Genomic DNA, 24,901 nt, shown 5'->3' on the forward strand with positions numbered 1-24,901 from the left:
CGCTATCAGACCACCAAAGCACAGACTTCCGCTAAATATGCCCGCGATATCGCCGCTGAAATGGGCATTAGCGAAGCGGAATTAACCGCCGCTCGCGTTGGCCACGATGCTGTTCGCCTGCAGGACGACATGCGGGCGATCATCACCGGGCTGGAAAGCGTCGGCGAGACCAAATGCATCTGCCGGAATGAATATGCGGTGCATGAGCAGGTGGGTCAGTTTACCCACCAGCACCTGAGCGGCCATGCCGGGCTGGTGCTGAACCCGCGCGCACTCGATCTGCGCCTGTTCCTCAGCCAGTGGGCCAGCGCTTTCTATCTGAATGATAACGGCCGTCAGAGCATTCAGTTCTTCGACCATCACGGCGACGCGCTGTTGAAAGCCTATGCAACCGCTCAAACCGATATGCCGGCGTGGGAAGCGCTGATTGCCGGGCAGACCCATGCTGCCCCGACCCCATTGGCTATCCGCCCCGTTGTTGCCCCCCGATACGCCATTTCCGCCGACGGCGCGGCGCTGGAAAATGAATGGCGCGCCATGACCGACGTCCATCAGTTCTTCGGGCTGTTGCGAAAATATAACCTCTCCCGCCAGCAGGCTTTTCGCCTGGTCAGCGATGACCTGGCCTGCCGCATTGACCACGATGTCCTGCCGCACCTGCTGGAAACTATTCGCGCAGAGGGCAATGAGATTATGATTTTCGTTGGCAATCGCGGCTGCGTACAAATCTTCACCGGCGCGCTCGAAAAGCTGGCCCCGATGCGCGGCTGGCTCAACATCTTCAATACCGCCTTCACCCTGCACCTGCGCGAAGACAGTATTGATGAAATCTGGGTAACGCGTAAGCCAACCTCGGATGGCCACGTCACCAGCGTGGAACTGTTTGCTCAGGACGGTACGCAAATCGCTCAGCTTTACGGCCAGCGTAGCGAAGGATACCCGGAGCAGAAGACATGGCGTAGCCAGGTTGACCGTCTGACGACGGAAGGACAGAGCGCATGAAACGCTGGCTGATACTGTTTGCCGCTCTTCCGCTGTTTGCGCATGCCGCAGCCGAACGCATCATCTCTCTCGGCGGCGATGTCACAGAGATCGTCTATGCCCTGGGAGCACAGCAGCAGCTGGTCGCCAAAGACAGTACCAGCACCTGGCCTGCCGCCGCGCGATCGCTGCCGGACGTCGGCTATATACGCCAGCTGAACGCCGAGGGGATCCTGTCGTTACGCCCGACGATCGTCCTGGCAAGCGCACAGGCCCAGCCTTCGCTGGTCCTGCAAAAGGTAGAGGACAGTCGGGTAAAAGTGGTTAATATCCCGGGCGGTAACGATCTGTCGGCGATTGATAAAAAAATCGTCGCGGTGGCCGACGCGCTGGGTAAGCAGACTGAAGGTGACGCCCTGCGCCACGCCGTCGCCGCACAGATCGCGCAGATCCCCACGCAGCCGCTCGGCAAAAGGGTGCTGTTTATTCTCAGCCACGGCGGAATGAATACGATGGTCGCCGGGCAAAAGACCGCTGCGGACGGTGCTATTCAGGCCGCCGGGCTGCAGAACGCGATGCAGGGATTTGACCATTATCGCAGTATGTCTCAGGAAGGCGTGATCGCCAGCCTGCCGGACCTGGTGGTGATCTCCGCCGACGGGCTTAAAGGCATGGGCGGTGAAGCCGGTTTATGGAAGCTGCCGGGGCTGGCGCAAACGCCGGCCGGTCGCCATAAACAGCTGCTGGTGATTGACGATATGGCCCTGCTCGGCTTTGGACCGCGGACGCCGCAGGCGATCGGCGCGCTGAGAAAAAAAGCGGAGCAGCTCCCCTGATGCGCCCCACTCTCTCTCGCCATCTGTGGTTAATGACGCTGCTGCTGGTGAGCCTGACGCTGTTCGCGACGACCCTCGGCGCGATGCCTCTGCCGCTCGCCAGCCTGTGGCCACCGGGAGATGAGGTGCTACGCCATATCTGGCTGACCATTCGTCTACCGCGCGTCCTGCTGGCGCTGCTGGTCGGTGCCGCGCTGGCCCTCTCTGGCTGTGTCATGCAGGGGTTGTTCCGCAACCCGCTGGCCGATCCCGGCCTGCTGGGGGTCAGCAGCGGTGCGGCGCTGGCGGTGGCCTGCTGGCTGGTCCTGCCGCTGTCTGTTCCGGTGATGGTGGCGCTGTATGCCCCCATGCTGGCGGCATTTATCGGGAGTATCGCCGTCATGGTGGTCATTTTTATCCTCAGCCGGGCCGGTGAAGGCTCGCTATCGCGCCTGCTGCTGGTCGGTATCGCCATCAACGCGCTGTGCGGCGCGCTGGTGGGGGTGCTGGCCTGGATAAGTAATGACACCCAGCTGCGCCAGCTGTCGCTATGGGGAATGGGCAGTCTCGGCCAGGCAGAGTGGTCCACGCTGCTGGTCGCGGCCACCTTAATCTTCCCTGCTTCGCTGGTCATCTGGCTAATGGCTTCCCGCCTCAACCTGCTACAGCTTGGCGATGAAGAAGCCCACTACCTGGGGATTAACGTCCGGGTAGTGCAGCGTCTGTTGCTACTGTGCAGCGCGCTGCTGGTGGCCTCTTCGGTGGCGATCAGCGGCGTGATTGGCTTTATTGGCCTCGTGGTGCCGCACCTGATACGAATGTGGCTGGGACCAGACCACCATGCGCTGGTGCCGGGGTCGCTGCTGGCTGGCGCGATCTTACTGCTGCTGGCCGATACCCTTGCCCGCACCGTCGCCGCACCGGCCGAAATGCCGGTGGGTCTGCTGACCAGCATGCTCGGCGCGCCGTGGTTTTTGTGGTTAATTTTCCGCCAACAGAGGACGACATATGGATAATCGCGATCGCACCTGGCACGCGACGTCGCTCTCTCTGTTGCTGGGCAAACGCCGGGTCATCGACGATGTGTCGGTCAGGCTGTCCGGCGGAGAGATGACCGCGCTAATTGGCCCAAACGGCGCCGGCAAATCAACGCTGCTGCGGCTGTTGACCGGTTTCTTATCCCCGAACAGCGGCGAACGTCATGTCGAAGGACGCCCGCTGGAACACTGGTCGTCGGAAGCGCTCTCGCGCCGCCGGGCGGTGATGTTGCAACGTACGCAGCTCCATGCCGACTGGCCGGTGGAAACGGTCATCGCCATGGGACGCTCTCCATGGGGTAAAAATCCGGACCGGCAGATGAGTCAGCGGGTGATGGTGGAAACCGGCTGCGACCATCTGGCGGGCAGGCATTATCCTTCGCTGTCTGGGGGCGAACAGCAGCGGGTCCAACTGGCCCGTTGCCTCGCTCAGCTGTGGCATGACGACGCTCCACGGGGCTGGCTGTTTCTCGACGAACCGACCTCGGCGCTGGATCTTTACTACCAACAGCATCTGCTGCGTCTGCTGAAACGGCTAACCCGCAGCGGCCAACTGCACGTCTGCGTCGTGCTGCACGACCTCAATCTCGCCGCGCTATGGGCAGACCGCATTTTGCTGCTCCATCAGGGAAAGCTGGTGGCCGAAGGAACCCCGCAGGAGGTCATTCGCCAGTCGGTTATCAACCGCTGGTACGGTGCTGAAGTGCGAATGGGTGAGCATCCCGACGTCGCCATCCCCCAGGTGTATCTGGCGCCATAGCAGGAGACGAGTACGCCCGCAGGCGCTCGTCCGCTGTTCAGGGGAGTGTGTATCATGCCGGCATTCTGTTTCTGAATGGCGCAGGATTTCGGGTCAGGGTCATTCCATACTGATTCTAGTTTACTGATGGGATACATTTTGGGGAATGTGGGTGTGGTTTCGTAGAAACAGGTACCTAACTTTTCAATGAGTAAAAAAACCACACATTGGTTGTTTACTCACCGCTACTCAATAGATACATTATTTTTAAGGATTTACAATAGCATAAGGAAAAGGAGCATGGCCTTACACGGAAAAATGATATTGAATGGGGCAGATTATACACCTTTCAATCTGTATGGTGTGGGTGTTTTCATGGCTTTCTCTGGTAAAGGGGTATACCGGAATAAAGGAGCATGTGGAGCGATTCCGAGCGACGGTCCACTACCACCGGGGAAGTACTGGATAGTAGAGCGAGGAGCTGGTGGGCTAGGCTCCTGGGCTAAAGCTAAGGCACAAGATCTATACAACAAATTTTACTATGGTGCTGAATTTGGGCGGGATGAGTGGTTTGCTCTATACAAGGATGATTGGGGTATTGATGACGGGACTTGGATTAATGGTGTTCATCGTGGATTGTTTAGACTTCATCCGGGGCGAGTGTCTGAGGGGTGTATAACAATCGCACATAACTCCGATTATGCTCTCATCAGAAATGCACTTTTAAGAACGGCTCCAATACAAGTTCCTTGTATGCGATCACTTATGGCTCGTGGTTGGATTGAGGTAGTAGCCAATGGCTCAAACACTTGTCCGTAGAATTGCAAAAGTTATATTTTATATTCTTTTGTCTCTGGTTATAGCTCGCACCTTAGGTGCTCCTGAGAATTGGATAAGCGACAATTTCTATTCTTGGCTTGGTCATCTTATTTATGGTTCAGGGGAAATAGGTGCTGACAATTACTATGAACTTTACTTTTATGTATCCGTAACAACAGTTTTTTCTATTACAACTTTAATCTATTTAGTTGCAATGAAATTAATCAACAAAATAAGGGAAAAATAACATGCCGATTCCTCCGTATATGTGGCTCAAAGATGATGGTGGCGCAGACATTAAAGGTTCTGTTGATGTTCAGGATCGTGACGGTAGTATAGAGATTATCGGACTAAGCCACGGGATTAACCTACCAGTAGACAATGCTAATGGTAAAATTACAGGTACTCGTCAACATTCTTCAATGATGATTGAAAAAGAAGTTGATAGCTCTACACCATATCTCTATAAAGCAGCAACTACTGGACAAACTTTAAAAAGTGCAGAAATTCGTTTTTACCATATTAGTGATGCTGGACAGGAAGTTTGCTACTACACTGTTTTAATGGAAAATGTGAAAATCACTGGTGTTAATTGTGGTGTACCAAATGTGAAATTAGCTGGCAACGATAAAATGAACCACGTCGAAAGTGTCAGCTTACAGTATGAAAAAATCACTTGGCGAATTGTTGATGGTAATATCCAGTACACTGATGCGTGGAACGAAAGAGCAACAGCATAAATAAAGCCCTTCGGGGCTTTTATAGAGAAACACAATGCTATGAATATGTTCTGACAAAAACTGGACATCTTTTGATGGCTACATTGTTTATTCTAATCACAATAGTAATATTATGGCAAATTAATACAAAATTTTTTAACCGTAATAAATAACATATATGGAGTATGAATGAATTTTTACATTGATGAATCAGGTAATTTTTCACTAGAAAATTCAACATGGAATTCAGTGGGTATACTGGCAATACCACAGCAAAAAGAGGATAAAATCGCAGCCTTTATTAAAAGTCTTAAAGATAGAATTGGTCTCAAAGAGGATGATGAATTAAAAAACTATTTTAGACGAGATTTCGATGTTAAGTTCTTTGATGAGCTAATTGATTTTCTTTTTGAGAACAAATGTGTTTTCCACATGTCTTCCATTCATAGCAAAAATATATCAAAAGAAATACTAAGCAATACAAAGCTTAACCTAACAAACTCGATAGAAAAATCAGATACGAATGAGCAGACAAAAAATGATGTTATTCAGAGAATAAAATCACTAAGTGATCAAAATTTTAATCAATGTCTAATCCATATATTCTCACTCCGAAATACTGTTGAAAAATGTCTCTCATTTTACGCAAAAGAAATGCCATCAGATCTAAATGATTTTAATTTTATTTTCGATCAAAAAGAAAACAATAAACAAGTTTTATACGATGCAGTTTTTAATGACTTATATATCCCATTACTTAGGTTAGACAATTTACTACGCCCTTATTGTGTATTGAATCATGACCTATCCCATTTCAACAAATACATGGAAGAGTTGAATAAAGATGAGATACAAAAATCAATAATTGATAATGAGACTGAATTCAATGTGGAATCTCCAATAACCAACAGTGAATATGCTAATCCCTTCTATATCAGTTCTGTTTTTGAAAAACACACATCTTGTAGCTCCAAAGATTCGACAGGAATCCAAATAGTTGATGTCTTAATATCAAATTTTAATAGAGCATTGAAAGGTAATTTCGATAATCCTATACAGATTGCAAAAGCCATAGGTAAGATAACAATTAATTCTTATATTAAAGGTGTATATCCTATAGAATTAATTTACTTAAGTGAGAAGTTAACACTGAGTAAAGACGAACTAAGTTTAATTAGTATGGTAGAGGATATGTCATATAAACTTTTTGGCTTCAAGAAAGATCCCGACAACATATACAAGGGCATCTAATTCACTCATTAAAATAAAATACATAAAGCAAGGGCTAACTTATCGAAGCTACGCTTCTCAAGTTGACCTTGCTTTTTCGCCCTTCGGTTGAAAAAGAACATCAAAACCAAAAAAACAATAATGCAAAACACCCTGTAAACGTTGTGTCATTTCAGCAATAGATTCTTTTTTCATTCAACCCAAAACTTCCGTGTACATTGACATTTTTATCTTCTGCAATATAAATATTCTAAGCATAAGGAATATGCTTCTGATTAAAAAAACGAAAGGAGTTCGTATGAAAAATACTTTTAATAAAATTATTAAAAAAGAATCACCTGAAAGTTCGTTAAGAACACATTGCATCAGTGTTAGGTTGAACCATGAAGAACTACAGCTTCTCAATGCTCAGCGCGGAGAGAAAAGCAAGGGAGATCGCGTGCCTGTTCAATGCTGGTAAAATCAGAGACATTACCAATAGTAGACCTGATAACCTCTTTAGGTGCCCTACCACCCGTAGAAGGCCTGTTTTCTGCTGACGACACACGCCGCTGGATGAAGTAGGTCTTTTTTGTCGCACTGATTTTGACACCAAAACCAACTGGTGAATCCCGGTGATTATCAGTGATAAGATACGGTTTTCGCTCGGGATTGGGTAAATAGACTACTCTGCCTTGCGGATCAAGGCTCGGTTTCACGTCGATAGATAACTTATTGATTATAATCGACTGATTGAGTGTCATTTTCATCGATGTATACCAGCAGTTCAAGTGTGTATACCAGATACTAACTAGAATACATATGGTATACAAATTTATCGGTTCACATGGGTTTTTAAGGGTTTCACATGGGGCCACCTGAGTACCCAAAAGACTTAAAAAACGAGTAAAATCAATATGAATGAGTCTATTGACAAGGATTTATCAGACCATACTCCCATGATGCAGCAGTATCTGAAGCTGAAGGCTCAGCATCCGGAGATCCTGCTGTTCTATCGTATGGGCGACTTTTATGAGCTGTTTTATGATGATGCCAAACGGGCCTCTCAGCTGCTCGATATCTCGCTGACCAAACGCGGCGCCTCGGCGGGTGAGCCCATTCCTATGGCCGGGATCCCGCACCATGCGGTGGAAAACTATCTCGCCAAACTGGTCAACCAGGGTGAATCGGTGGCCATTTGCGAACAGATTGGCGACCCGGCCACCACCAAAGGTCCAGTCGAGCGTAAAGTGGTGCGTATCGTCACGCCTGGCACTATCAGCGATGAAGCGCTGCTGCAGGAACGTCAGGATAATCTGTTGGCCGCAATCTGGCAGGACAGCAAAGGCTTTGGCTACGCGACGCTGGATATCAGCTCCGGTCGTTTCCGCCTGAGCGAACCGACCGACCGCGAAACCATGGCCGCCGAGCTGCAGCGTACCAACCCGGCTGAGCTGCTGTATGCCGAAGATTTTGCCGAATCGGCGTTGATTGAAGGCCGCCGCGGCCTGCGCCGTCGTCCGCTGTGGGAGTTTGAAATCGACACCGCGCGCCAGCAGCTGAATTTACAGTTTGGCACCCGCGACCTGGTCGGTTTCGGCGTCGAAAATGCGCCGCGCGGTCTCTGCGCCGCCGGCTGCCTGTTGCAATATGTCAAAGATACCCAGCGCACCTCCCTGCCGCATATTCGCTCCATCACTATGGAGCGCCAGCAGGACAGTATTATCATGGACGCGGCAACCCGCCGTAACCTTGAGATTACCCTGAACCTGGCCGGGGGATTCGACAATACGCTGGCGTCGGTGCTCGACTGCACCGTGACGCCGATGGGCAGCCGGATGCTCAAACGCTGGCTGCATATGCCGGTGCGCGATACTGCGGTGCTCGTCGAACGTCAGCAAACCATCGGCGCGCTGCAGGAGCGTTATACCGAACTGCAGCCGGTGCTGCGTCAGGTGGGCGATCTGGAACGTATTCTGGCGCGACTGGCGCTGCGCACCGCGCGCCCGCGCGATCTCGCCCGCATGCGTCATGCGTTTCAGCAACTGCCGACCCTGCGCGAGATGCTGGCCGATGTCGGCTGCGCGCCGGTCCAGCAGTTGCGGGATAAAATGGGCGAGTTCAGCGAACTGCGTGAACTGCTCGAACGTGCAATTATCGATGCGCCGCCAGTGCTGGTGCGCGATGGCGGCGTTATTGCCCCGGGTTACCATGAAGAGCTCGATGAATGGCGCGCGCTGGCGGATGGCGCCACCGACTATCTCGATAAGCTGGAAATTCGCGAACGCGAACGCCTGGGGCTGGACACGCTGAAAGTAGGCTACAATGCCGTTCACGGTTACTACATTCAGATCAGTCGCGGCCAAAGCCACCATGCCCCGATTCACTACGTCCGTCGCCAGACGCTGAAAAACGCCGAGCGCTATATTATTCCGGAACTGAAGGAATATGAGGACAAGGTACTGACGTCGAAAGGGAAAGCGCTGGCGCTGGAGAAACAGCTCTATGAGCAGCTGTTCGATCTGCTGCTGCCGCACCTTGCCGACCTTCAGCAAAGCGCCAGCGCGTTGGCGGAGCTGGATGTGCTGATTAACCTCGCCGAACGCGCGGAAACCCTGAACTACTGCTGCCCGACCTTCAGCGACAAACCGGGCATTCGCATCAGCGAAGGCCGTCACCCGGTGGTCGAACAGGTGCTAAAGGAACCGTTCATCGCCAACCCGCTGAACCTGGCGCCGCAGCGGCGGATGCTGATTATTACCGGCCCGAATATGGGCGGTAAAAGTACCTATATGCGTCAGACCGCGTTGATTGCGCTGCTGGCCTATATTGGCAGCTATGTCCCGGCGGAGAAAGTTGAAATCGGCCCTATCGATCGCATCTTTACCCGCGTTGGCGCGGCCGATGACCTGGCAAGCGGCCGCTCCACCTTCATGGTCGAAATGACCGAAACCGCTAATATTCTGCATAACGCCACCGAACACAGTCTGGTGCTGATGGATGAAATCGGCCGCGGGACCTCCACCTACGACGGTCTGTCGCTGGCATGGGCCTGTGCAGAAAGTCTGGCCAATAAGATTAAGGCGCTGACCCTTTTTGCCACCCACTACTTCGAACTGACCCAGTTGCCGGAGAAAATGGAAGGTGTGGCGAACGTCCATCTTGATGCGCTGGAACATGGCGATACCATCGCTTTCATGCACAGCGTCCAGGATGGCGCCGCCAGCAAAAGCTACGGTCTGGCGGTTGCCGCACTGGCGGGCGTGCCTAAAGAGGTGATTAAGCGCGCGCGGCAGAAATTGCGCGAGCTGGAGAGTATTGCTCCAGGCGTTGCTGCTACGCAGGTCGACGGTACGCAGATGTCGCTGCTCTCCGCCCCGGAAGAGACCTCGCCGGCGGTAGAAGCCCTGGAGAACCTCGATCCGGATTCGTTGACCCCGCGTCAGGCGCTGGAGTGGATTTACCGGCTGAAGAGCCTGATGTAACACCTTCTTGTTCCGCTCAAGTGACAAAAGGGCAGCCCGCTAAGCGCTGCCCTTTTAGAAAAAATGGGTGCGAGAGGATGCGACCTGACAACCAATACGCAGAACCGCCCCCGCGCGGTTGCTACTTCTTCGGTTCGTAAGCGAGAACAACTTTACACTCCATACTACGCTCTTTGATATTCAGCTCGCACAATGAGCCGCGTACCATTAGCGTAAATCCCGGCACCGTAATACACAGTACAATGATTGCCACAAGGGCATATTTTGTCAGCATGTCTTGCCTCCCTGCAAAGAAGAGACTAACATCTGAATTGTTCAGGTTCACACGCCAGCCTCAGTTGATAGAAATATCTCCTGGGGCTTTTGTCTGTCTGAACCCTTTCAATGCCCAAAACCAGACAGCCTCAAGCACCCGCCGTTATTCTATACTCACCTGGTCGACAAAATTACCCCACAGGAATAAAACGCAATGGAGTTATTTTAGATTGCGAGAAGACTCGCAAATACTTATATGCCATTAATCTTTTACGTTATTTTAAATTTTAACAAATAAAGATTTTTTCATTAATAAAAAGATAAAAAGGGCCCGACCGCGCGGCCCCGTTTATTTAGCGTTTATCTTCTGCCAGCAGCGGCGGAATACTCGGCACCATCGGCGACTCATCAATATCTTTCTGGGTCATCCGAAATGCTTCCGGGTAGTGCTCGCGGCTGATACGGCGCAGCGGCTCGGTATCGCGCCAGGTATAGAAACAGTGCTGGCACTGGAATACAGTCCAGACATCTTTTACCGGCGACTTCGCTAGCACGTCAATCTGCGCATCGGCGCAACGTGGACACATCATCTTTTTCTCCTTACTTACGGTTGGCCAGCATGGCAGTCAGTTTTTCAACCCAGGCTCTGGTTTCAGGGAGATCTTGCACCGGCTGGCTGTAGTGGCCGCGGAGATCCGGCGCAACCGGCGTGGTCGCATCAATAACCAGTTTGTCGGTAATTCCCGCCGGGCTCGAGCCAGGATCAAGCTCCAGCACGGACATATTCGGTAGCTGTACCAAATCCCCCGCCGGATTAACCTTCGAAGACAGTGCCCACATCACCTGAGGAAGGTTGAACGGGTCAACGTCCTCATCAACCATAATCACCATCTTCACATAGCCCAGGCCATGCGGCGTGGTCATTGCCCGCAGGCCGACCGCACGCGCAAAACCGCCGTAGCGTTTTTTGGTCGAGATAATCGCCAGTAGACCGTGGGTATACATAGCATTTACAGCCTGCACTTCCGGGAACTCAGCTTTTAGCTGCTGATATAGCGGTACACAGGTCGCCGGGCCCATCAGATAATCAATTTCGGTCCACGGCATACCGAGGTACAGCGATTCAAAAATCGGTTTCGTGCGGTAAGAAACTTTATCGATGCGCACCACCGTCATATTGCGTCCGCCGGAGTAGTGACCGGTAAATTCACCGAACGGGCCTTCGATTTCACGTTTGCGGCTCTCAATAACGCCTTCAAGAATCACTTCCGAGCCCCACGGCACGTCAAAACCGGTCAGCGGCGCGGTGGCAATCGGATACGGGCTTCCACGCAGCGCACCAGCCATTTCATATTCTGACTGATCGTACTTCAGCGGCGTTGCACCCATGAGCGTGATAATCGGGTCATTACCTAATGTAATAGCGATTGGCAGATCTTCGCCGCGCTCTTCGGCTTTGTGCAGGTGCAGCGCGATATCATGCATTGGTACAGGCTGCAGGCCGAGCTTGCGTTTGCCCTTCACCTCCATGCGATAGATACCGACGTTCTGCTTGCCAAAATGGTTGGGGTCGAGCGGATCGCGCGAAACTACGCAGGCTTTATCGAGATAAAAACCACCATCCCCATCGTTCAGACGAAACAGCGGCAAAATATCAAACAGGTTAATCTCCTGGCCGTCGACGGTATTCTCCGTCCATCCCGGGTTAGCCCTGCGCTCCGGCGTGACGGCGAACGTATCCCAACGGCGGATAAACTCATCAATCTGTTTCCTCACCGGCGTATTAGCTGGCAGGCCCAGCGAGATAGCATGGTTCTGCCACGAACCGATGGTATTCATCGCCACCCGGGCATCGGTAAAGCCGCGAATATTGTCAAACCACAGCGCCGGTGCCCCATCGCCGATACGCCCGGTGGCGTTCGCAGCGGCAGCCAGATCCGGTTCGGCATTCACTTCTTCGCAAATTTTCAGCAGTTGCCCCTGGTCGTCCAGCGCCTGTAAAAAGCTGCGCAAATCATCAAAAGCCATTATTTATCCTCCGGTGAAAAATTCTCTTTTTCCCGCAGTCCGTTCCAGCGGCGCGCTTTGTGGTACTCAAGACCAAACTGATCCAGAACTCGTACGACAACATGGTCAGTCACGTCCTCAATCGTTGCCGGATGGTTGTAATAAGCTGGCATCGGCGGCACCATCGCGACCCCCATACGGGACAGGGCCAGCATGTTTTCCAGGTGGATAGTGCTCAACGGCATTTCCCGCGGGACAAGCACCAACCTGCGTCCCTCTTTCAGCACCACATCCGCCGCACGCCCAACCAACCCTTCGGCATAACCAGCACGAATTCCGGCTAGCGTTTTCATACTGCAGGGAATGACAATCATGCCCGCGGTACGAAAGGAGCCTGATGAGATGATGGCAGCCTGGTCGGCAGGGCTGTGTGAGAAATCGGCCAGTTCAGCCACTTCACGGGCGCTGTACGGCGTTTCCAGTTCAATCGTGGTTTTAGCCCACTTCGACATCACCAGATGGGTTTCCACTTCCGGCATCCCGCGAAGCGCCTTAAGCAGCGCGACACCTAACGGTGCGCCGGTAGCACCGGTTATCCCGACAATCAGCTTCATCATCTTCCCCCACTAATTGTTCTTATACGAACATTTTTATTAAAACTACGCCTGGTAGTCGTCGCCTGCAAGTGCGTTCACGGTTGGCCGCATTTTTAATCAAAGCGGGAAAGATGCGTAAAAGCGTCGCAAACGGCTATTATAGAACCGACGTTTTTTTACGGAGTTCCCATGGAGTTAAGAAACGAGGCGTTCCACCTCTTGCGTCAGCTTTTTCAGCAGCACACCGCCCGCTGGCAGCACAAACTGCCGGCGCTCACTAAACCCCAGTATGCGGTGATGCGCTCGATTGCAGAGCACCCAGGAATTGAACAGGTCACGCTGACGGAAGCGGCAGTCAGTACGAAAGCGACGCTGGCGGAAATGCTGAGCCGTATGGAGAGCCGCGGACTGGTCCGTCGCGAACAGGATCCGGCGGATAAACGCCGCCGGTTTGTCTATTTAACCGCGGAAGGTGAAGCGTTGCTGGCACATTCCGTACCGCTGGGAAATGCCGTCGATGACGAGTTCCTGGGGCGACTGAGCGACGAAGAGCGCCAACAGTTCTCGCAAATAATCCACAAGATGATCGCGCAAGAAAAAAAAGATTAGCGCTGACGCTCGCGCAAGAAATCAATAAACGCCCGGCCCCTGGTCGGGACATGCTGCGCGTCCGACATGAGACCCGACAGGCGTAGCATGCAAAGAAAAAGGCCCGATCGGGCCTTTTTGAGAGGAAAATCGCTTATTCGCGGAATAGCGCTTCGATGTTCAGCCCTTGTCCTTGCAGAATTTCCCGCAGCCGGCGCAGGCCTTCTACCTGGATCTGACGAACGCGTTCGCGGGTCAGACCAATCTCACGGCCAACATCTTCAAGCGTAGCGGCTTCGTAGCCTAACAGGCCAAAACGACGCGCCAGGACTTCACGCTGCTTGGCGTTCAGTTCGAACAGCCATTTAACGATGCTTTGTTTCATATCATCGTCCTGCGTGGTGTCTTCCGGACCGTTGTCTTTCTCATCGGCCAGAATATCCAGCAGCGCTTTTTCCGAGTCGCCGCCCAGCGGCGTGTCCACTGAGGTAATGCGCTCATTGAGACGCAGCATACGGCTCACGTCATCAACCGGCTTATCCAGCTGCTCGGCAATCTCTTCCGCACTCGGCTCGTGGTCCAGCTTATGGGACAACTCACGCGCGGTACGCAGATAGACGTTCAGCTCTTTGACAATATGGATAGGTAAACGAATGGTACGGGTTTGGTTCATGATCGCCCGTTCAATCGTTTGACGAATCCACCAGGTGGCATAAGTCGAGAAACGGAACCCACGTTCCGGGTCAAACTTCTCAACTGCGCGGATCAGCCCCAGATTGCCCTCTTCAATCAGATCCAGCAGCGCCAGACCACGATTGCTATAACGACGAGCAATTTTCACCACCAGACGCAGGTTACTTTCAATCATCCGGCGGCGTGAAGCCACATCACCACGCAATGCGCGACGGGCGAAATAAACTTCTTCTTCGGCCGTCAGCAGTGGGGAATAACCAATCTCACCTAAATAGAGCTGCGTCGCATCCAGCACACGTTGTGTGGCGCCTTGCGACAGAAGATCTTCCTCGGCCAGATCGCTATCACTGGGTTCCTCTTCTACTAAGGCTTTCTCATCGAAAACCTCGACTCCGTTCTCATCAAATTCCGCGTCTTCATTTAAATCATGAACTTTCAGCGTATTCTGACTCATAAAGATGGCTCCTACCCGTGATCCCTGAGCAAAGCACCTTCGCGATACATCATTCAACAACGCCGGACGGAGACGTTTTGCCCCGATGAAGGGGCAGTTGCAACCGGCCTGTCGTCAGTCAACTGATGCGACGCTTATCCGTACTTCGCCAAATTATCGCTGCGGTAAATACTGCAGCGGGTTGACGGATTTCCCCTTGTAACGAATTTCAAAATGCAATCTTGTAGAGCTGGTGCCGGTGCTACCCATGGTAGCAATTTTCTGCCCCGCTTTAACTTCCTGTTGTTCCCGGACCAGCATTGTATCGTTATGAGCGTAGGCACTCAGGTAATCATCGTTGTGTTTGATGATAATAAGATTACCGTAACCGCGCAGCGCGTTACCGGCATAGACGACGCGTCCGTCAGCGGTCGCGACAATAGCCTGTCCCTTACTGCCTGCAATATCAATACCTTTATTGCCGCCTTCTGCGCCACTAAAGTTCTCGATAACCTTGCCATCAGTCGGCCAGCGCCATGTGGAGATAGGCGAACTGGTTGACGTACTGCTCGCAGTCGGTTGGTTGGTGCTAACCGCGGGAGCCGTCACTGGCGCGACAACGGTGGTCGTCGCTGGCTTATTGTTCGGCAACATCTTATTAGCATTCTGTTCACCTGAGGATTCAGAATACGTAATAGTTGGTTGTGACGCAACCACCGCGGTTGATTTTTGTGCAGCATTTGAGGCCACCGTCGCACCTCCGCTTGCCCGTACGCTTGCCGCAGCAACGGCGTTATCACCGGTGATTGGCTGACCTGCAGAGTTGCCAACCTGCAGCGTCTGACCGACGTTCAGGCTGTACGGCGCGGGGATATTGTTGCGCTGCGCGAGGTCACGGAAATCGTTGCCTGTTACCCAGGCAATATAGAACAGCGTATCGCCGCGTTTCACGGTATAGGTGCTGCCCCCCGTATAGCTGCCTTTCGGAATATCGCCATATTTACGGTTATAGACTATCTTGCCGTTCACGGTCTGCACCGGCTGCTGAGCCATCGGCTGAACCTGCGTCGCAGGCGTCTGAACCGGCTGTATCTGAGGTGTGTGCGGAACAATGGCAGATCCTGTCGACGGCGGCGGAGTGATCAGCATCCCGGAATTCGTTCTCGAGGATGGGGCTCCACCCGCCGTGCTCACCGGCGCTGGCGGATTATTGGTATTGCTACAACCAGCCAGCCAGAGTGAAACCAGTGATAACGCCGCAATACGGCTTAAGGTAAATTTTGGGCTTCCCGCGCTCATTTATCCCCCAGGAATATGTTAACTACCAATATCTTGCTTACCGGACAACACCCGGCCAGGACACTGAAAATGTGTCCACCCTACGCCTAAAGTCAGGCAAAAAAAACCTGGATTAATCCGGGTCTCATGCCAGCTCCCCTTGCACCAGGGGAACAAAGCGTACGGCTTCGACGGTATCCATCACAAATTCATTACCGCGACGACGGATCCGTTTCAGAAACTGATGCACCTCGCCCACCGGTAATACCAGCACGCCTCCCTCATCCAGCTGCGCCAGTAGCGCAGGCGGCACTTCCGGCGGTGCGGCGGTGACGATAATCGCATCAAAGGGAGCACGAGCCTTCCAACCCTGCCATCCATCACCATGACGGGTTGAAACATTATGTAAATCAAGTTGTTTCAGGCGACGACGCGCCTGCCACTGTAAACTCTTAATCCGTTCGACCGAACATACGTGATGGACGAGGTGCGCCAGTATCGCCGTCTGATAGCCTGACCCGGTACCAATCTCCAGCACCCGCGATTCCGGCGTCAGTGTCAGAAGCTCCGTCATCCGCGCCACCATGTAGGGCTGCGAGATGGTTTGCCCCTGGCCGATAGGTAGTGCCGTGTTCTCCCACGCCTTGTGTTCGAAGGCTTCATCAACGAATTTTTCACGCGGTACCAGGGTTATCGCCTCCAGCACGCGCTCGTCAACGATGCCCTGAGTACGCAGCTGATTCAGCAGGCTTTCTACACGTTTGCTTACCATTGTGTTGCCACTCCGACGCGATCCAGCCAGTCGGCCACCATCCCGTGAGCCTGGTGGGCGGTTAAATCAACGTGCAGCGGCGTCACGGAGACATAGCCTTCGTCAACGGCCGCAAAATCGGTATCCGGCCCGGCATCGTGCTTCTCTCCCGGCGGGCCAATCCAGTACAGCGTATTGCCGCGCGGATCTTTTTGCGGAATGACCTGATCGGCGGGATGTCGGCTGCCGCAGCGAGTGACGCGGATGCCTTTAATCTGCTCAAGTGGCAGATCGGGCACATTGATATTGAGGATGCGACCGGTACGCAACGGCTCGCGGCTTAAAGCACGCAGGATAGAGCAGGTGATGGCCGCCGCGGTGTCGTAGTGCTGATGACCATTCAGGGAGACGGCCAGCGCCGGAAAGCCGAGGTGACGGCCTTCCATTGCGGCGGCGACAGTGCCGGAGTAGATGACGTCATCGCCGAGATTGGGGCCGGCGTTAATGCCGGAAACCACGATATCCGGACGCGGGCGCATCAGGGCGTTGACGCCGAGATAGACACAGTCTGTTGGCGTCCCCATCTGGACGGCGATATCGCCGTTATCGAAAGTGAAAGTGCGTAACGAAGACTCGAGAGTCAGGGAGTTCGATGCGCCGCTGCGGTTACGATCGGGTGCAACTACCTGGACCTCAGCAAACTCCCGTAAGGCCTTCGCCAGGGTCTGAATACCCGGCGCATGAATCCCGTCATCGTTACTCAGCAATATTCGCATAGTCACCCGTTGTATTGATAAGTTCCCTTACCACGCTGGTGGCGAAGCTGCCCGCTGGCAGCCAGAAACGCAGTTCAACGGTTACGTCATCCCACCAGTTCCAACTCATCTGCTGCGGATAGAGCAGCATCGCCCGGCGTGCCGCTTCTACTTTTTCACGCACCAGCAGAGCCTGGAGCTGCGTCTCTTCTGCAACAGCCGCCTGCTCAGTGGCCAGTGCCTCGCCTTGGCTGCCCCACTCGCCGCTTCCCGGTAACGCCGCCGTAATCATCAGTTCACGGTTATCGACCCGCTCCTGCAGCTGCGCTCGCTCCTCAGGCGTAGCGACAAACCAGCTCCCGCGCCCCGCTAATTGTAGCGCATCGCCATCAACAACCTGATTAAATGCCGGTTTTTTTAATCTAATACTGACCTGTTGATTAAACAAGCCGCTCCGCGCCGCCGACAGCCAAAAACTGCGTTTATTACGATCGCGAACCGCTGCGCCGCTCTCCGCCCAGCGCAGTGCGCCCAGCAGATTACTGCCGCCAATACCAAACCGCTGGGCGCCGAAATAGTTTGGCACCCCCTGCGCGACAACGGCCTGCAGACGCCGCTCGACATCGTCGCGATCGCTGATTTCCCGCAGGATCAGGGTAAACTGGTTGCCCTTCAGCGCGCCGAGCCGCAGCTTGCGTTTATGCCGGGCGTATTCCAGCACCTGACACCCTTCCAGCTGAAACTTGCTCAGGTCGGGCATCTCTTTACCCGGGAGCCGGGCGCACAGCCACTGTTCGGTCACGGCATGCTTATCTTTCTGCCCGGCAAAACTCACTTCACGCGCATGGATTTTAAGAAACTTAGCCAGCGCATCCGCCACAACCCGCGTATTGCAGTCCGTTTTCAGAATCCGTACCAGCAGATGCTCGCCTTCGCCATCCGGCGCAAAGCCGAGATCTTCCACCACCACGAAATCTTCCGGGTTGGCTTTCAGTCTCCCCTGCCCCTGCGGTTTACCGTGCAGCCAGGTGAGATCATTAAAAGCGATCATGGCTGAGCCTTATGCAGCAGCGCCACCGCTTCACAGGCGATGCCTTCACCGCGGCCGGTGAAACCGAGCTTCTCGGTAGTGGTGGCTTTCACGTTGACCTGATCCATATGGCAGCCGAGATCTTCGGCGATAAAAACACGCATCTGCGGAATATGCGGCAGCATTTTTGGCGCTTGAGCAATGATGGTGACATCCACGTTTCCGAGGGTATAGCCTTTGGCCTGAATCCGCCGCCAGGCTTCGCGCAGCAGTTCGCGGCTGTCGACGCCTTTAAAGGCCGGGTCAGTATCCGGGAACAGCTTGCCAATATCCCCCAGCGCCGCCGCTCCAAGCAGGGCATCGGTCAACGCGTGCAGGGCTACGTCGCCGTCGGAATGGGCCAACAGCCCTTTTTCGTAAGGGATGCGCACCCCCCCAATAATGATTGGGCCTTCACCACCAAAAGCGTGTACGTCAAAACCGTGTCCAATTCGCATTAAGCCTTCTCCTGGTGTCGGGAACGGGTAAGGTAAAATTCTGCCAGCGCCAGGTCTTCCGGGCGCGTCACTTTAATATTGTCAGCTCGTCCGGCCACCAGTTCGGGATGGAAGCCGCAGTATTCCAGCGCCGAGGCTTCATCGGTGATGGTGGCGCTTTCATTGAGCGCGCGCGTCAGGCACTGGAGGAGTAATTCACGAGGGAAAAATTGCGGCGTCAGCGCATGCCATAAATCATTCCGATCGACGGTGTGCGCAATAGCCACCTTGCCAGGTTCCGCGCGTTTCATGGTATCGCGCACCGGCGCTGCGAGAATTCCCCCCACGCGGCTGCTTTCGCGCAGCGCCAGCAGCCGCCGGAGGTCGTCCTGGTGCAGGCACGGGCGCGCGGCATCATGCACCAGCACCCATTCGGCTTCGGGCAACGCCTGCAGACCAGCCAGTACGGAGTCAGCGCGCTCGGCGCCGCCGTCGACGACGGTAATCTGTGGATGAGTGGCCAGCGGCAACTGGCTAAAGCGGACATCGCCGGGACTGACGGCAATCACCACGCGCTGCACGCACGTGTTCGCCAACAGCGCAGCGACCGCATGTTCGAGTATCGTTTTGTTACCGATTGAGAGATATTGTTTCGGGCATTCCGTTTGCATGCGGCGGCCAAAACCGGCTGCCGGTACCACGGCGCAAACACCCGGAAAAGTGGCTGCCATGTCGTAATCCTGGGCTTGTTTATCGATTGTTCTGCGTCGACCCCTGGTTGCGCTTAGACGCATCCGGGACCAGACGATAAAATGTTTCGCCCGGGCGGGTCATGCTTAGTTCATTGCGCGCACGTTCTTCGATCGCTTCCTGACCGCCGTTAAGGTCATCGATTTCCGCAAAGAGTTGATCGTTGCGCGCCTTTAATTTGCTGTTAGTGGCTTGCTGCGCGGTGACGTCGTCATTCACCCGACTGTAGTCATGCAGACCATTTTTACCGAACCACAGCGAGTACTGTAGCCAGACCAGCAAAGCCAATAGTAGCAGCGTTAATTTACCCATTCTGCCCCCTGAAAAACGGCATCATCATCCCATAACTCGCCCGAGTATTTCACTCCGACGCGCGGACGACGCCGCGTAACGCGGGGACTGTAACACATTTCTGTCGCCGATACCCAGGCTTGATTCATACGCAGAAAGGACTATCCCAGCAGCCAGAGAAACAGCAGGCCAAACATCAGCCCCACGGTCAAAATCGTCGCGCATGCGCTGTACAGGAGCTTACCGTTCAACAGCGAGTGCAGTGCAATCCCGACAACAACGGCAACCGGCATTAAGGCGAGAAAAAAGGGCCAGGTGTAGAGGAGGAAAAATAACGTATTACTGCCATACATGAGGAAGGGAATACCCAGCGCCAGCAGCCATGAAATAAAACCCACGGCGGCGCCTGACAAAGACCAGGTGGTCTCGTCATGGGACACCGCGGGGGGTTCCGGACGAATAAGACTGATGTTCTGGGTATTGCGCATATCGAATCCTGTTGACCTGGCGACCAGCATCTCAATGCCGCCGCCGTTTCAGGATCTGATAATATCTTGCTGCCTGAGGAGGTCTAATAGTTGGTGCACCAAATTTGTTACCAATTGTTCACCATCCAAATGAATTTCCGCCTTTTCTGGCGATTCGTACACCGAATCTATCCCGGTAAAGTTGCGTAATTCACCCGCACGCGCCTTCTTGTATAACCCTTTTGGATCCCGAGCCTCGCAAATAGCCAGCGGCGTATCGACAAACACTTCGATAAAGCCCCCTTCGCCTAAGCGCTCGCGAACGATCTGGCGTTCAGCGCGATGTGGAGAGATAAACGCGGTCAACACCACCAGCCCGGCATCAACCATCAGTTTCGCCACTTCCCCGACGCGCCGAATATTTTCTTTACGATCGCTATCGCTAAAGCCGAGATCGCTACACAGGCCGTGCCGCACATTATCGCCATCCAGCAGATAGGTGCTGACACCCAACTGATGCAGCGCCTCTTCCAGCGCGCCGGCAACGGTAGACTTACCGGAGCCAGACAGCCCGGTAAACCACAGCACCACGCCACGATGGCCGTGGTGCTGTTCGCGCTGCTGCCGGGTGACCGGATGGGCGTGCCAGACGACGTTTTCGTCATGCAGGGCCATTACTTGCCTCCCAACAGGTCGCGCGCGTCCCAGTGCGGGAAGTGTTTACGGATCAGCTGGTTCAGTTCCAGTTCAAATGCACTGAAGGATGATGCCGACGCCTGGCGCTGTTCCTGCGGTTCGTGCACCATACCGGCGCCCACCGTGACGTTGGTCAGACGATCGATGAAGATCAGCCCGCCAGTTACCGGGTTATGCTGATACTTGTCCAGCACCAGCGGCTCGTCGAAGGTCAAATCGACAAGGCCAATCCCGTTCAGCGGCAGCGACTCGACTTCACGCTGGGTCAGGTTATTGATATCAACCTGATAGCGAACCCCGTCAACGCGAGCGCGGGTTTTCTTGCCGGCAATTTTGATGTCATAGCTCTGACCCGGGGCTAACGCCTGTTCGGCCATCCATACCACATCCACGCTGGCGCTTTGCACCGCGGGCAGCGTAACCTGCGCATCAACCAACAGATCGCCACGGCTGATATCAATCTCATCTTTCAACACGATGGTGATGGCTTCACCGGCCCCGGCTTCCTGCAGGTCGCCGTCAAACGTCACAATACGCGCCACGCTCGACTCCACGCCCGACGGCAGTACCTTCAGGCGCTGTCCGACCGTCACGCTACCAGAAGCCACGGTCCCGGAGAAGCCGCGGAAGTCGAGGTTCGGTCGGTTAACAAACTGAATCGGGAAACGCAGCGGCTGATTTTCCACCACGCGACGAATTTCAACGGTTTCCAGCACTTCCAGCAGCGTCGGACCGCTGTACCACGGCATGCTGACGCTCTGGGCCGCCACGTTGTCCCCCTCAAGGGCAGAAAGCGGAACAAAGCGAATATCGACGTCGCCCGGCAACTGCCCTGCAAAGGTGAGATACTCTTCGCGAATGCGATTAAACGTCTCTTCGCTAAAATCCACCAGGTCCATTTTATTCACCGCCACCACCAGGTTTTTAATTCCCAGCAGCGTCGATATAAAGCTGTGACGGCGAGTCTGATCGAGCACGCCTTTGCGCGCATCCATCAGCAGAATCGCCAGATCGCAGGTGGAAGCGCCGGTAGCCATATTGCGAGTGTACTGCTCGTGTCCCGGCGTGTCGGCGATAATAAATTTGCGTTTCTCGGTCGAGAAATAGCGATAGGCGACATCGATGGTGATGCCCTGTTCACGCTCAGCCTGCAGGCCATCCACCAGCAGCGCCAGATCCAGTTTTTCACCCTGCGTACCATGACGCTTACTGTCATTATGCAGCGATGAGAGCTGATCTTCGTAAATCTGTCGGGTATCGTGCAGCAGGCGGCCAATCAGGGTACTTTTCCCGTCATCGACGCTGCCGCAGGTCAAGAAACGCAGCAGGCTTTTGTGCTGTTGCGCGTGCAGATAAGCTTCTACGCCGCCTTCATTAGCAATTTGTTGGGCAATGGTCGTGTTCATGGCGGCTCCTTAGAAATACCCCTGACGTTTCTTCAGCTCCATGGAGCCGGCCTGGTCGCGGTCAATCATACGACCCTGACGCTCGCTGGTAGTGGAGACCAGCATCTCTTCAATAATCTCCGGCAGCGTTTGCGCGTTGGATTCCACCGCGCCGGTCAACGGCCAGCAGCCTAAAGTACGGAAGCGCACCATCTGTTTTTTGATCACCTCGCCCGGTTGCAGATCGATACGATCGTCATCAATCATCATCAGCATACCGTCGCGCTCCAGCACCGGACGCTCGGCCGCCAGATACAGCGGAACGATTTCAATATTTTCCAGATAGATGTACTGCCAGATATCCAGCTCGGTCCAGTTGGAAAGCGGGAACACGCGGATGCTTTCGCCCTTGTTAATCTGGCCGTTGTAGTTGTGCCACAACTCCGGACGCTGGTTTTTCGGATCCCAGCGGTGAAAACGGTCGCGGAAAGAGTAGATACGCTCTTTGGCACGGGATTTTTCTTCATCGCGACGGGCGCCGCCAAAGGCGGCATCAAAGCCGTATTTGTCCAGCGCCTGCTTCAGACCTTCGGTCTTCATGATATCGGTGTGCTTGGCGCTGCCGTGAACAAACGGGTTAATCCCCATCGCCACCCCTTCCGGGTTTTTGTGCACCAACAGTTCGCAGCCATAGGCTTTGGCAGTACGGTCGCGGAATTCATACATCTCGCGGAATTTCCAGCCGGTATCAACGTGCAGCAGCGGAAAAGGCAAGGTTCCCGGATAAAACGCTTTACGCGCCAGATGCAGCATGACGCTGGAATCTTTACCGATGGAGTACATCATCACCGGGTTAGAGAATTCGGCGGCCACCTCGCGAATAATATGGATGCTTTCCGCCTCCAGTTGCCGCAGGTGAGTGAGTCGTTTTTGGTCCATAACCATTCCTTAAGCCAGATTCACCACAGACGCGTTAAACGCATCTGCTTGAGTTGTTTGTTGAAACCAGGCGAGCTGGTGGTGTAATTGCACTACTTCGCCCACCACCAGCAAAGTGGGCATCGGGGCACCTTTCGCCAGCGCTTCGAGCTGCTGTAAGGTGCCCGTTATCGTTTGCTGATCGGCGCGGGAGCCACGAGAAATCACCGCCACCGGCGTATTGCTGTCCCGGCCGTGGGCGATCAGTTGCGCGCTGATTTCCGCCGCTTTCATTGTGCCCATATAGATAGCCAGCGTCTGACGACTTTGCGCCAGCAGCGACCAGTCATGCGCGGCACTGTCGGCCTTGTAATGACCGGTGACGAAGGTGACGCTCTGGGCGTAATCCCGATGGGTCAGCGGAATCCCGGCGTAGGCCGTCGCCCCGGCAGCAGCGGTTACGCCCGGGACCACCTGAAACGGGATCCCTGCGGCAGCGGCTGCCTGTAGTTCTTCGCCGCCGCGTCCGAAAATAAACGGATCGCCGCCTTTCAGGCGCACCACCGTTTTGCCTTCTCGCGCCGCGTCGACCAGCATCTGGTTCGTTTCATGCTGCGGCACCGAGTGTTCGCCCGCGCGCTTGCCCACGCAGATCATCTCGGCATCGCGGCGCACCAGTTCGCGGATCTCCGGCGTCACCAGATGGTCATAAAATACCACGTCCGCCTGCTGCACCGCCTGCAGGCCGCGCAGCGTCAGAAGCCCGGCATCACCCGGCCCGGCACCGACGAGAATAATTTCACCCAGCCGTTTTTCCGGCTGATGCAGTTCTTCTTCCAGCGCCTTATCGGCGGCGGCTTTATTTCCGGCAATCATCAGACTGGCAAACCGGCCATTGAAAACCCGCTCCCAGAAGCGCCGCCGTGCTGCCGTCGTCGTCAGATGCGTTTTGATATGATGCCGCCAGTAGCTGGCCGCCTCGGCGACGCGTCCCAGGTTGGTGGGCAGCAGCGCTTCTATTTTTTCGCGAATCAACCGGGACAATACCGGCGCCGAACCGCCGGAGAATATCGCAACCAGCAGCGGAGAGCGGTCCACGATGGAGGGAAACACCACCGAGCAGAGCGGCTGATTATCAACAACATTGACCAACCGGTAACGGGCGTTGGCGGCAGCGGAAACCCGCTGGTTGAGCGCGTCATCGTCGGTCGCGGCAATCACTAAAAAGACGTCGTCAAGCTGTTGCTCTTCAAACTCGTGGGCCCGCCATTGAATCTCCTGACGTTCAACAAGCGCGGCGACCTCTTCAGATAAAGCTGCCGCCACGACCTGTACGTTGGCCCCTGCCCGCCGCAAGAACATAATTTTACGCGCTGCAATATCCCCGCCGCCAATAACCAACACCGGTTTTGCTTTCAGTTCGGCAAATAAGGGCAAATAATCCACGTAGCAACAACTCGCTTACAATCACTCATAGAGCGACTATAGGGTGCTGTTTAGAGCAAATGAAATTACTAAATGGAATGAGTAGTTACCCAAAAGAATAACGACCTGAAAAAGCAAATATCAAAAAGTGCTTAACGCGCGATTTTTCCGCGGTTTAAGAGGAAATGAAATTGTTTAAGCGCGGTCACAGTTTCATACTATGCGCGTTAAATATTTCCCTCAAGAAAGGACCCCCGCTATGTTTTCCGCGTTGTGCCGCCGCCTCCTTCCCCTGGCGCTTGG

At 54.2% G+C, this 24,901-nt stretch carries 27 protein-coding genes and 1 pseudogene; 10 read left to right on the plus strand and 18 right to left on the minus strand.

Annotated elements, in window-relative coordinates:
* The 8 genes from ACZAHD_RS13180 to ACZAHD_RS13215 form a co-directional block, all read left to right on the plus strand.
* Nucleotides 1-1,002 (plus strand): hemin-degrading factor (locus ACZAHD_RS13180; RefSeq protein ID WP_462457177.1); only part of this gene is annotated, 1,002 nt, incomplete at its 5' end.
* A complete protein-coding gene (locus ACZAHD_RS13185) occupies nucleotides 999-1,817 on the plus strand; it encodes a heme/hemin ABC transporter substrate-binding protein (protein ID WP_462457178.1) in 819 nt (272 codons plus the stop codon). The genes ACZAHD_RS13180 and ACZAHD_RS13185, both read left to right, overlap by 4 nt.
* Complete coding sequence (locus ACZAHD_RS13190; protein WP_462457179.1) at nucleotides 1,817-2,812, plus strand: FecCD family ABC transporter permease; 996 nt, start codon at nucleotides 1,817-1,819, stop codon at nucleotides 2,810-2,812. Before ACZAHD_RS13185 ends, ACZAHD_RS13190 begins: the two co-directional genes overlap by 1 nt.
* On the plus strand, nucleotides 2,805-3,593 hold the full coding sequence (locus ACZAHD_RS13195) for a heme ABC transporter ATP-binding protein (RefSeq protein ID WP_462457180.1): 789 nt from the start codon (nucleotides 2,805-2,807) through the stop codon (nucleotides 3,591-3,593). Before ACZAHD_RS13190 ends, ACZAHD_RS13195 begins: the two co-directional genes overlap by 8 nt.
* A 279-nt stretch (nucleotides 3,594-3,872) precedes the next feature.
* Nucleotides 3,873-4,391: a DUF2778 domain-containing protein gene (locus ACZAHD_RS13200; protein ID WP_462457198.1), complete on the plus strand. Its 519-nt coding sequence runs from the start codon at nucleotides 3,873-3,875 to the stop codon at nucleotides 4,389-4,391.
* Nucleotides 4,369-4,638: a hypothetical protein gene (locus tag ACZAHD_RS13205; RefSeq protein ID WP_462457181.1), complete on the plus strand. Its 270-nt coding sequence runs from the start codon at nucleotides 4,369-4,371 to the stop codon at nucleotides 4,636-4,638. The genes ACZAHD_RS13200 and ACZAHD_RS13205 overlap by 23 nt, the downstream gene beginning before the upstream one ends.
* Before the next feature lies 1 nt (nucleotide 4,639).
* Complete coding sequence (locus ACZAHD_RS13210) at nucleotides 4,640-5,131, plus strand: Hcp family type VI secretion system effector (RefSeq protein WP_462457182.1); 492 nt, start codon at nucleotides 4,640-4,642, stop codon at nucleotides 5,129-5,131.
* A gap of 168 nt (nucleotides 5,132-5,299) precedes the next feature.
* The gene (locus ACZAHD_RS13215) at nucleotides 5,300-6,361 is read left to right on the plus strand and encodes a DUF3800 domain-containing protein (RefSeq protein ID WP_462457183.1); all 1,062 of its coding nucleotides are present in this window, start codon (nucleotides 5,300-5,302) and stop codon (nucleotides 6,359-6,361) included.
* Between the two features lie 410 nt (nucleotides 6,362-6,771).
* Here ACZAHD_RS13215 and ACZAHD_RS13220 read toward each other — a convergent pair.
* Nucleotides 6,772-7,089: pseudogene (locus ACZAHD_RS13220) on the minus strand (integrase); the annotation flags it as partial.
* 147 nt (nucleotides 7,090-7,236) lie between these two features.
* On the opposite strand from ACZAHD_RS13220, the gene mutS reads away from it, so the two are divergent.
* Nucleotides 7,237-9,804, plus strand: coding sequence for a DNA mismatch repair protein MutS (gene mutS / locus ACZAHD_RS13225; RefSeq protein ID WP_462457184.1), 2,568 nt, complete (start codon nucleotides 7,237-7,239; stop codon nucleotides 9,802-9,804).
* A 121-nt stretch (nucleotides 9,805-9,925) separates the two neighbouring features.
* Here the strand turns inward: mutS and ACZAHD_RS13230 are convergent, their stop codons facing one another.
* The 4 genes from ACZAHD_RS13230 to ACZAHD_RS13245 form a co-directional block, all read right to left on the minus strand.
* Nucleotides 9,926-10,078 carry a Hok/Gef family protein gene (locus ACZAHD_RS13230; RefSeq protein ID WP_462457185.1) on the minus strand — a complete coding sequence of 51 codons (153 nt, stop codon included), beginning with the start codon at nucleotides 10,076-10,078 and terminating at the stop codon, nucleotides 9,926-9,928.
* A 334-nt stretch (nucleotides 10,079-10,412) separates the two neighbouring features.
* Nucleotides 10,413-10,649, minus strand: coding sequence for a non-oxidative hydroxyarylic acid decarboxylases subunit D (locus ACZAHD_RS13235; protein ID WP_462457186.1), 237 nt, complete (start codon nucleotides 10,647-10,649; stop codon nucleotides 10,413-10,415).
* Nucleotides 10,650-10,659: 10 nt separating this feature from the next.
* On the minus strand, nucleotides 10,660-12,087 hold the full coding sequence (locus tag ACZAHD_RS13240) for a non-oxidative hydroxyarylic acid decarboxylases subunit C (protein ID WP_462457187.1): 1,428 nt from the start codon (nucleotides 12,085-12,087) through the stop codon (nucleotides 10,660-10,662).
* Nucleotides 12,087-12,680 (minus strand): non-oxidative hydroxyarylic acid decarboxylases subunit B, encoded by a 594-nt coding sequence (locus ACZAHD_RS13245; protein ID WP_462457199.1) that lies wholly within the window; start codon nucleotides 12,678-12,680, stop codon nucleotides 12,087-12,089. The genes ACZAHD_RS13240 and ACZAHD_RS13245 overlap by 1 nt, the downstream gene beginning before the upstream one ends.
* 171 nt (nucleotides 12,681-12,851) lie before the next feature.
* On the opposite strand from ACZAHD_RS13245, the gene ACZAHD_RS13250 reads away from it, so the two are divergent.
* Nucleotides 12,852-13,271 carry a MarR family winged helix-turn-helix transcriptional regulator gene (locus ACZAHD_RS13250; protein ID WP_462457188.1) on the plus strand — a complete coding sequence of 140 codons (420 nt, stop codon included), beginning with the start codon at nucleotides 12,852-12,854 and terminating at the stop codon, nucleotides 13,269-13,271.
* A 133-nt stretch (nucleotides 13,272-13,404) separates the two neighbouring features.
* Here ACZAHD_RS13250 and rpoS read toward each other — a convergent pair whose 3' ends face one another.
* The 13 genes from rpoS to cysG all read right to left on the minus strand — a co-directional run bounded on the left by rpoS (nucleotide 13,405) and on the right by cysG (nucleotide 24,610).
* Complete coding sequence (gene rpoS, locus ACZAHD_RS13255; RefSeq protein ID WP_004866938.1) at nucleotides 13,405-14,397, minus strand: RNA polymerase sigma factor RpoS; 993 nt, start codon at nucleotides 14,395-14,397, stop codon at nucleotides 13,405-13,407.
* A gap of 153 nt (nucleotides 14,398-14,550) precedes the next feature.
* Nucleotides 14,551-15,675, minus strand: a complete 1,125-nt coding sequence (gene nlpD, locus ACZAHD_RS13260) for a murein hydrolase activator NlpD (protein WP_462457189.1) — start codon at nucleotides 15,673-15,675, stop codon at nucleotides 14,551-14,553.
* A gap of 124 nt (nucleotides 15,676-15,799) precedes the next feature.
* Nucleotides 15,800-16,426: a protein-L-isoaspartate(D-aspartate) O-methyltransferase gene (locus tag ACZAHD_RS13265; RefSeq protein WP_462457190.1), complete on the minus strand. Its 627-nt coding sequence runs from the start codon at nucleotides 16,424-16,426 to the stop codon at nucleotides 15,800-15,802.
* Entirely contained in the window at nucleotides 16,420-17,181 is a 762-nt protein-coding gene (surE, locus tag ACZAHD_RS13270) for a 5'/3'-nucleotidase SurE (protein ID WP_004866944.1), read from the minus strand. Before surE ends, ACZAHD_RS13265 begins: the two co-directional genes overlap by 7 nt.
* On the minus strand, nucleotides 17,162-18,211 hold the full coding sequence (gene truD / locus ACZAHD_RS13275; protein WP_462457191.1) for a tRNA pseudouridine(13) synthase TruD: 1,050 nt from the start codon (nucleotides 18,209-18,211) through the stop codon (nucleotides 17,162-17,164). Before truD ends, surE begins: the two co-directional genes overlap by 20 nt.
* Nucleotides 18,208-18,687, minus strand: a complete 480-nt coding sequence (gene ispF, locus ACZAHD_RS13280) for a 2-C-methyl-D-erythritol 2,4-cyclodiphosphate synthase (protein ID WP_462457192.1) — start codon at nucleotides 18,685-18,687, stop codon at nucleotides 18,208-18,210. Before ispF ends, truD begins: the two co-directional genes overlap by 4 nt.
* Nucleotides 18,687-19,397 (minus strand): 2-C-methyl-D-erythritol 4-phosphate cytidylyltransferase, encoded by a 711-nt coding sequence (gene ispD / locus ACZAHD_RS13285; protein ID WP_462457193.1) that lies wholly within the window; start codon nucleotides 19,395-19,397, stop codon nucleotides 18,687-18,689. The genes ispF and ispD overlap by 1 nt, the downstream gene beginning before the upstream one ends.
* A 19-nt stretch (nucleotides 19,398-19,416) precedes the next feature.
* Complete coding sequence (ftsB, locus tag ACZAHD_RS13290) at nucleotides 19,417-19,728, minus strand: cell division protein FtsB (RefSeq protein ID WP_004866952.1); 312 nt, start codon at nucleotides 19,726-19,728, stop codon at nucleotides 19,417-19,419.
* 140 nt (nucleotides 19,729-19,868) lie between these two features.
* A complete protein-coding gene (locus ACZAHD_RS13295) occupies nucleotides 19,869-20,195 on the minus strand; it encodes a DUF3561 family protein (RefSeq protein ID WP_462457194.1) in 327 nt (108 codons plus the stop codon).
* Between the two features lie 48 nt (nucleotides 20,196-20,243).
* Nucleotides 20,244-20,849 (minus strand): adenylyl-sulfate kinase, encoded by a 606-nt coding sequence (gene cysC / locus ACZAHD_RS13300; RefSeq protein ID WP_462457195.1) that lies wholly within the window; start codon nucleotides 20,847-20,849, stop codon nucleotides 20,244-20,246.
* Nucleotides 20,849-22,276, minus strand: a complete 1,428-nt coding sequence (gene cysN, locus ACZAHD_RS13305) for a sulfate adenylyltransferase subunit CysN (protein WP_462457196.1) — start codon at nucleotides 22,274-22,276, stop codon at nucleotides 20,849-20,851. The genes cysC and cysN overlap by 1 nt, the downstream gene beginning before the upstream one ends.
* Nucleotides 22,277-22,285: 9 nt before the next feature.
* Nucleotides 22,286-23,194, minus strand: coding sequence for a sulfate adenylyltransferase subunit CysD (cysD, locus tag ACZAHD_RS13310; protein ID WP_462457197.1), 909 nt, complete (start codon nucleotides 23,192-23,194; stop codon nucleotides 22,286-22,288).
* Between the two features lie 9 nt (nucleotides 23,195-23,203).
* Nucleotides 23,204-24,610 carry a siroheme synthase CysG gene (gene cysG, locus ACZAHD_RS13315; protein WP_462457200.1) on the minus strand — a complete coding sequence of 469 codons (1,407 nt, stop codon included), beginning with the start codon at nucleotides 24,608-24,610 and terminating at the stop codon, nucleotides 23,204-23,206.
* Between the last annotated feature and the right edge of the window lie 291 nt (nucleotides 24,611-24,901).

The organism is Raoultella sp., assembly GCF_039594335.1.
In the GTDB taxonomy this organism is placed as follows: domain Bacteria; phylum Pseudomonadota; class Gammaproteobacteria; order Enterobacterales; family Enterobacteriaceae; genus Klebsiella.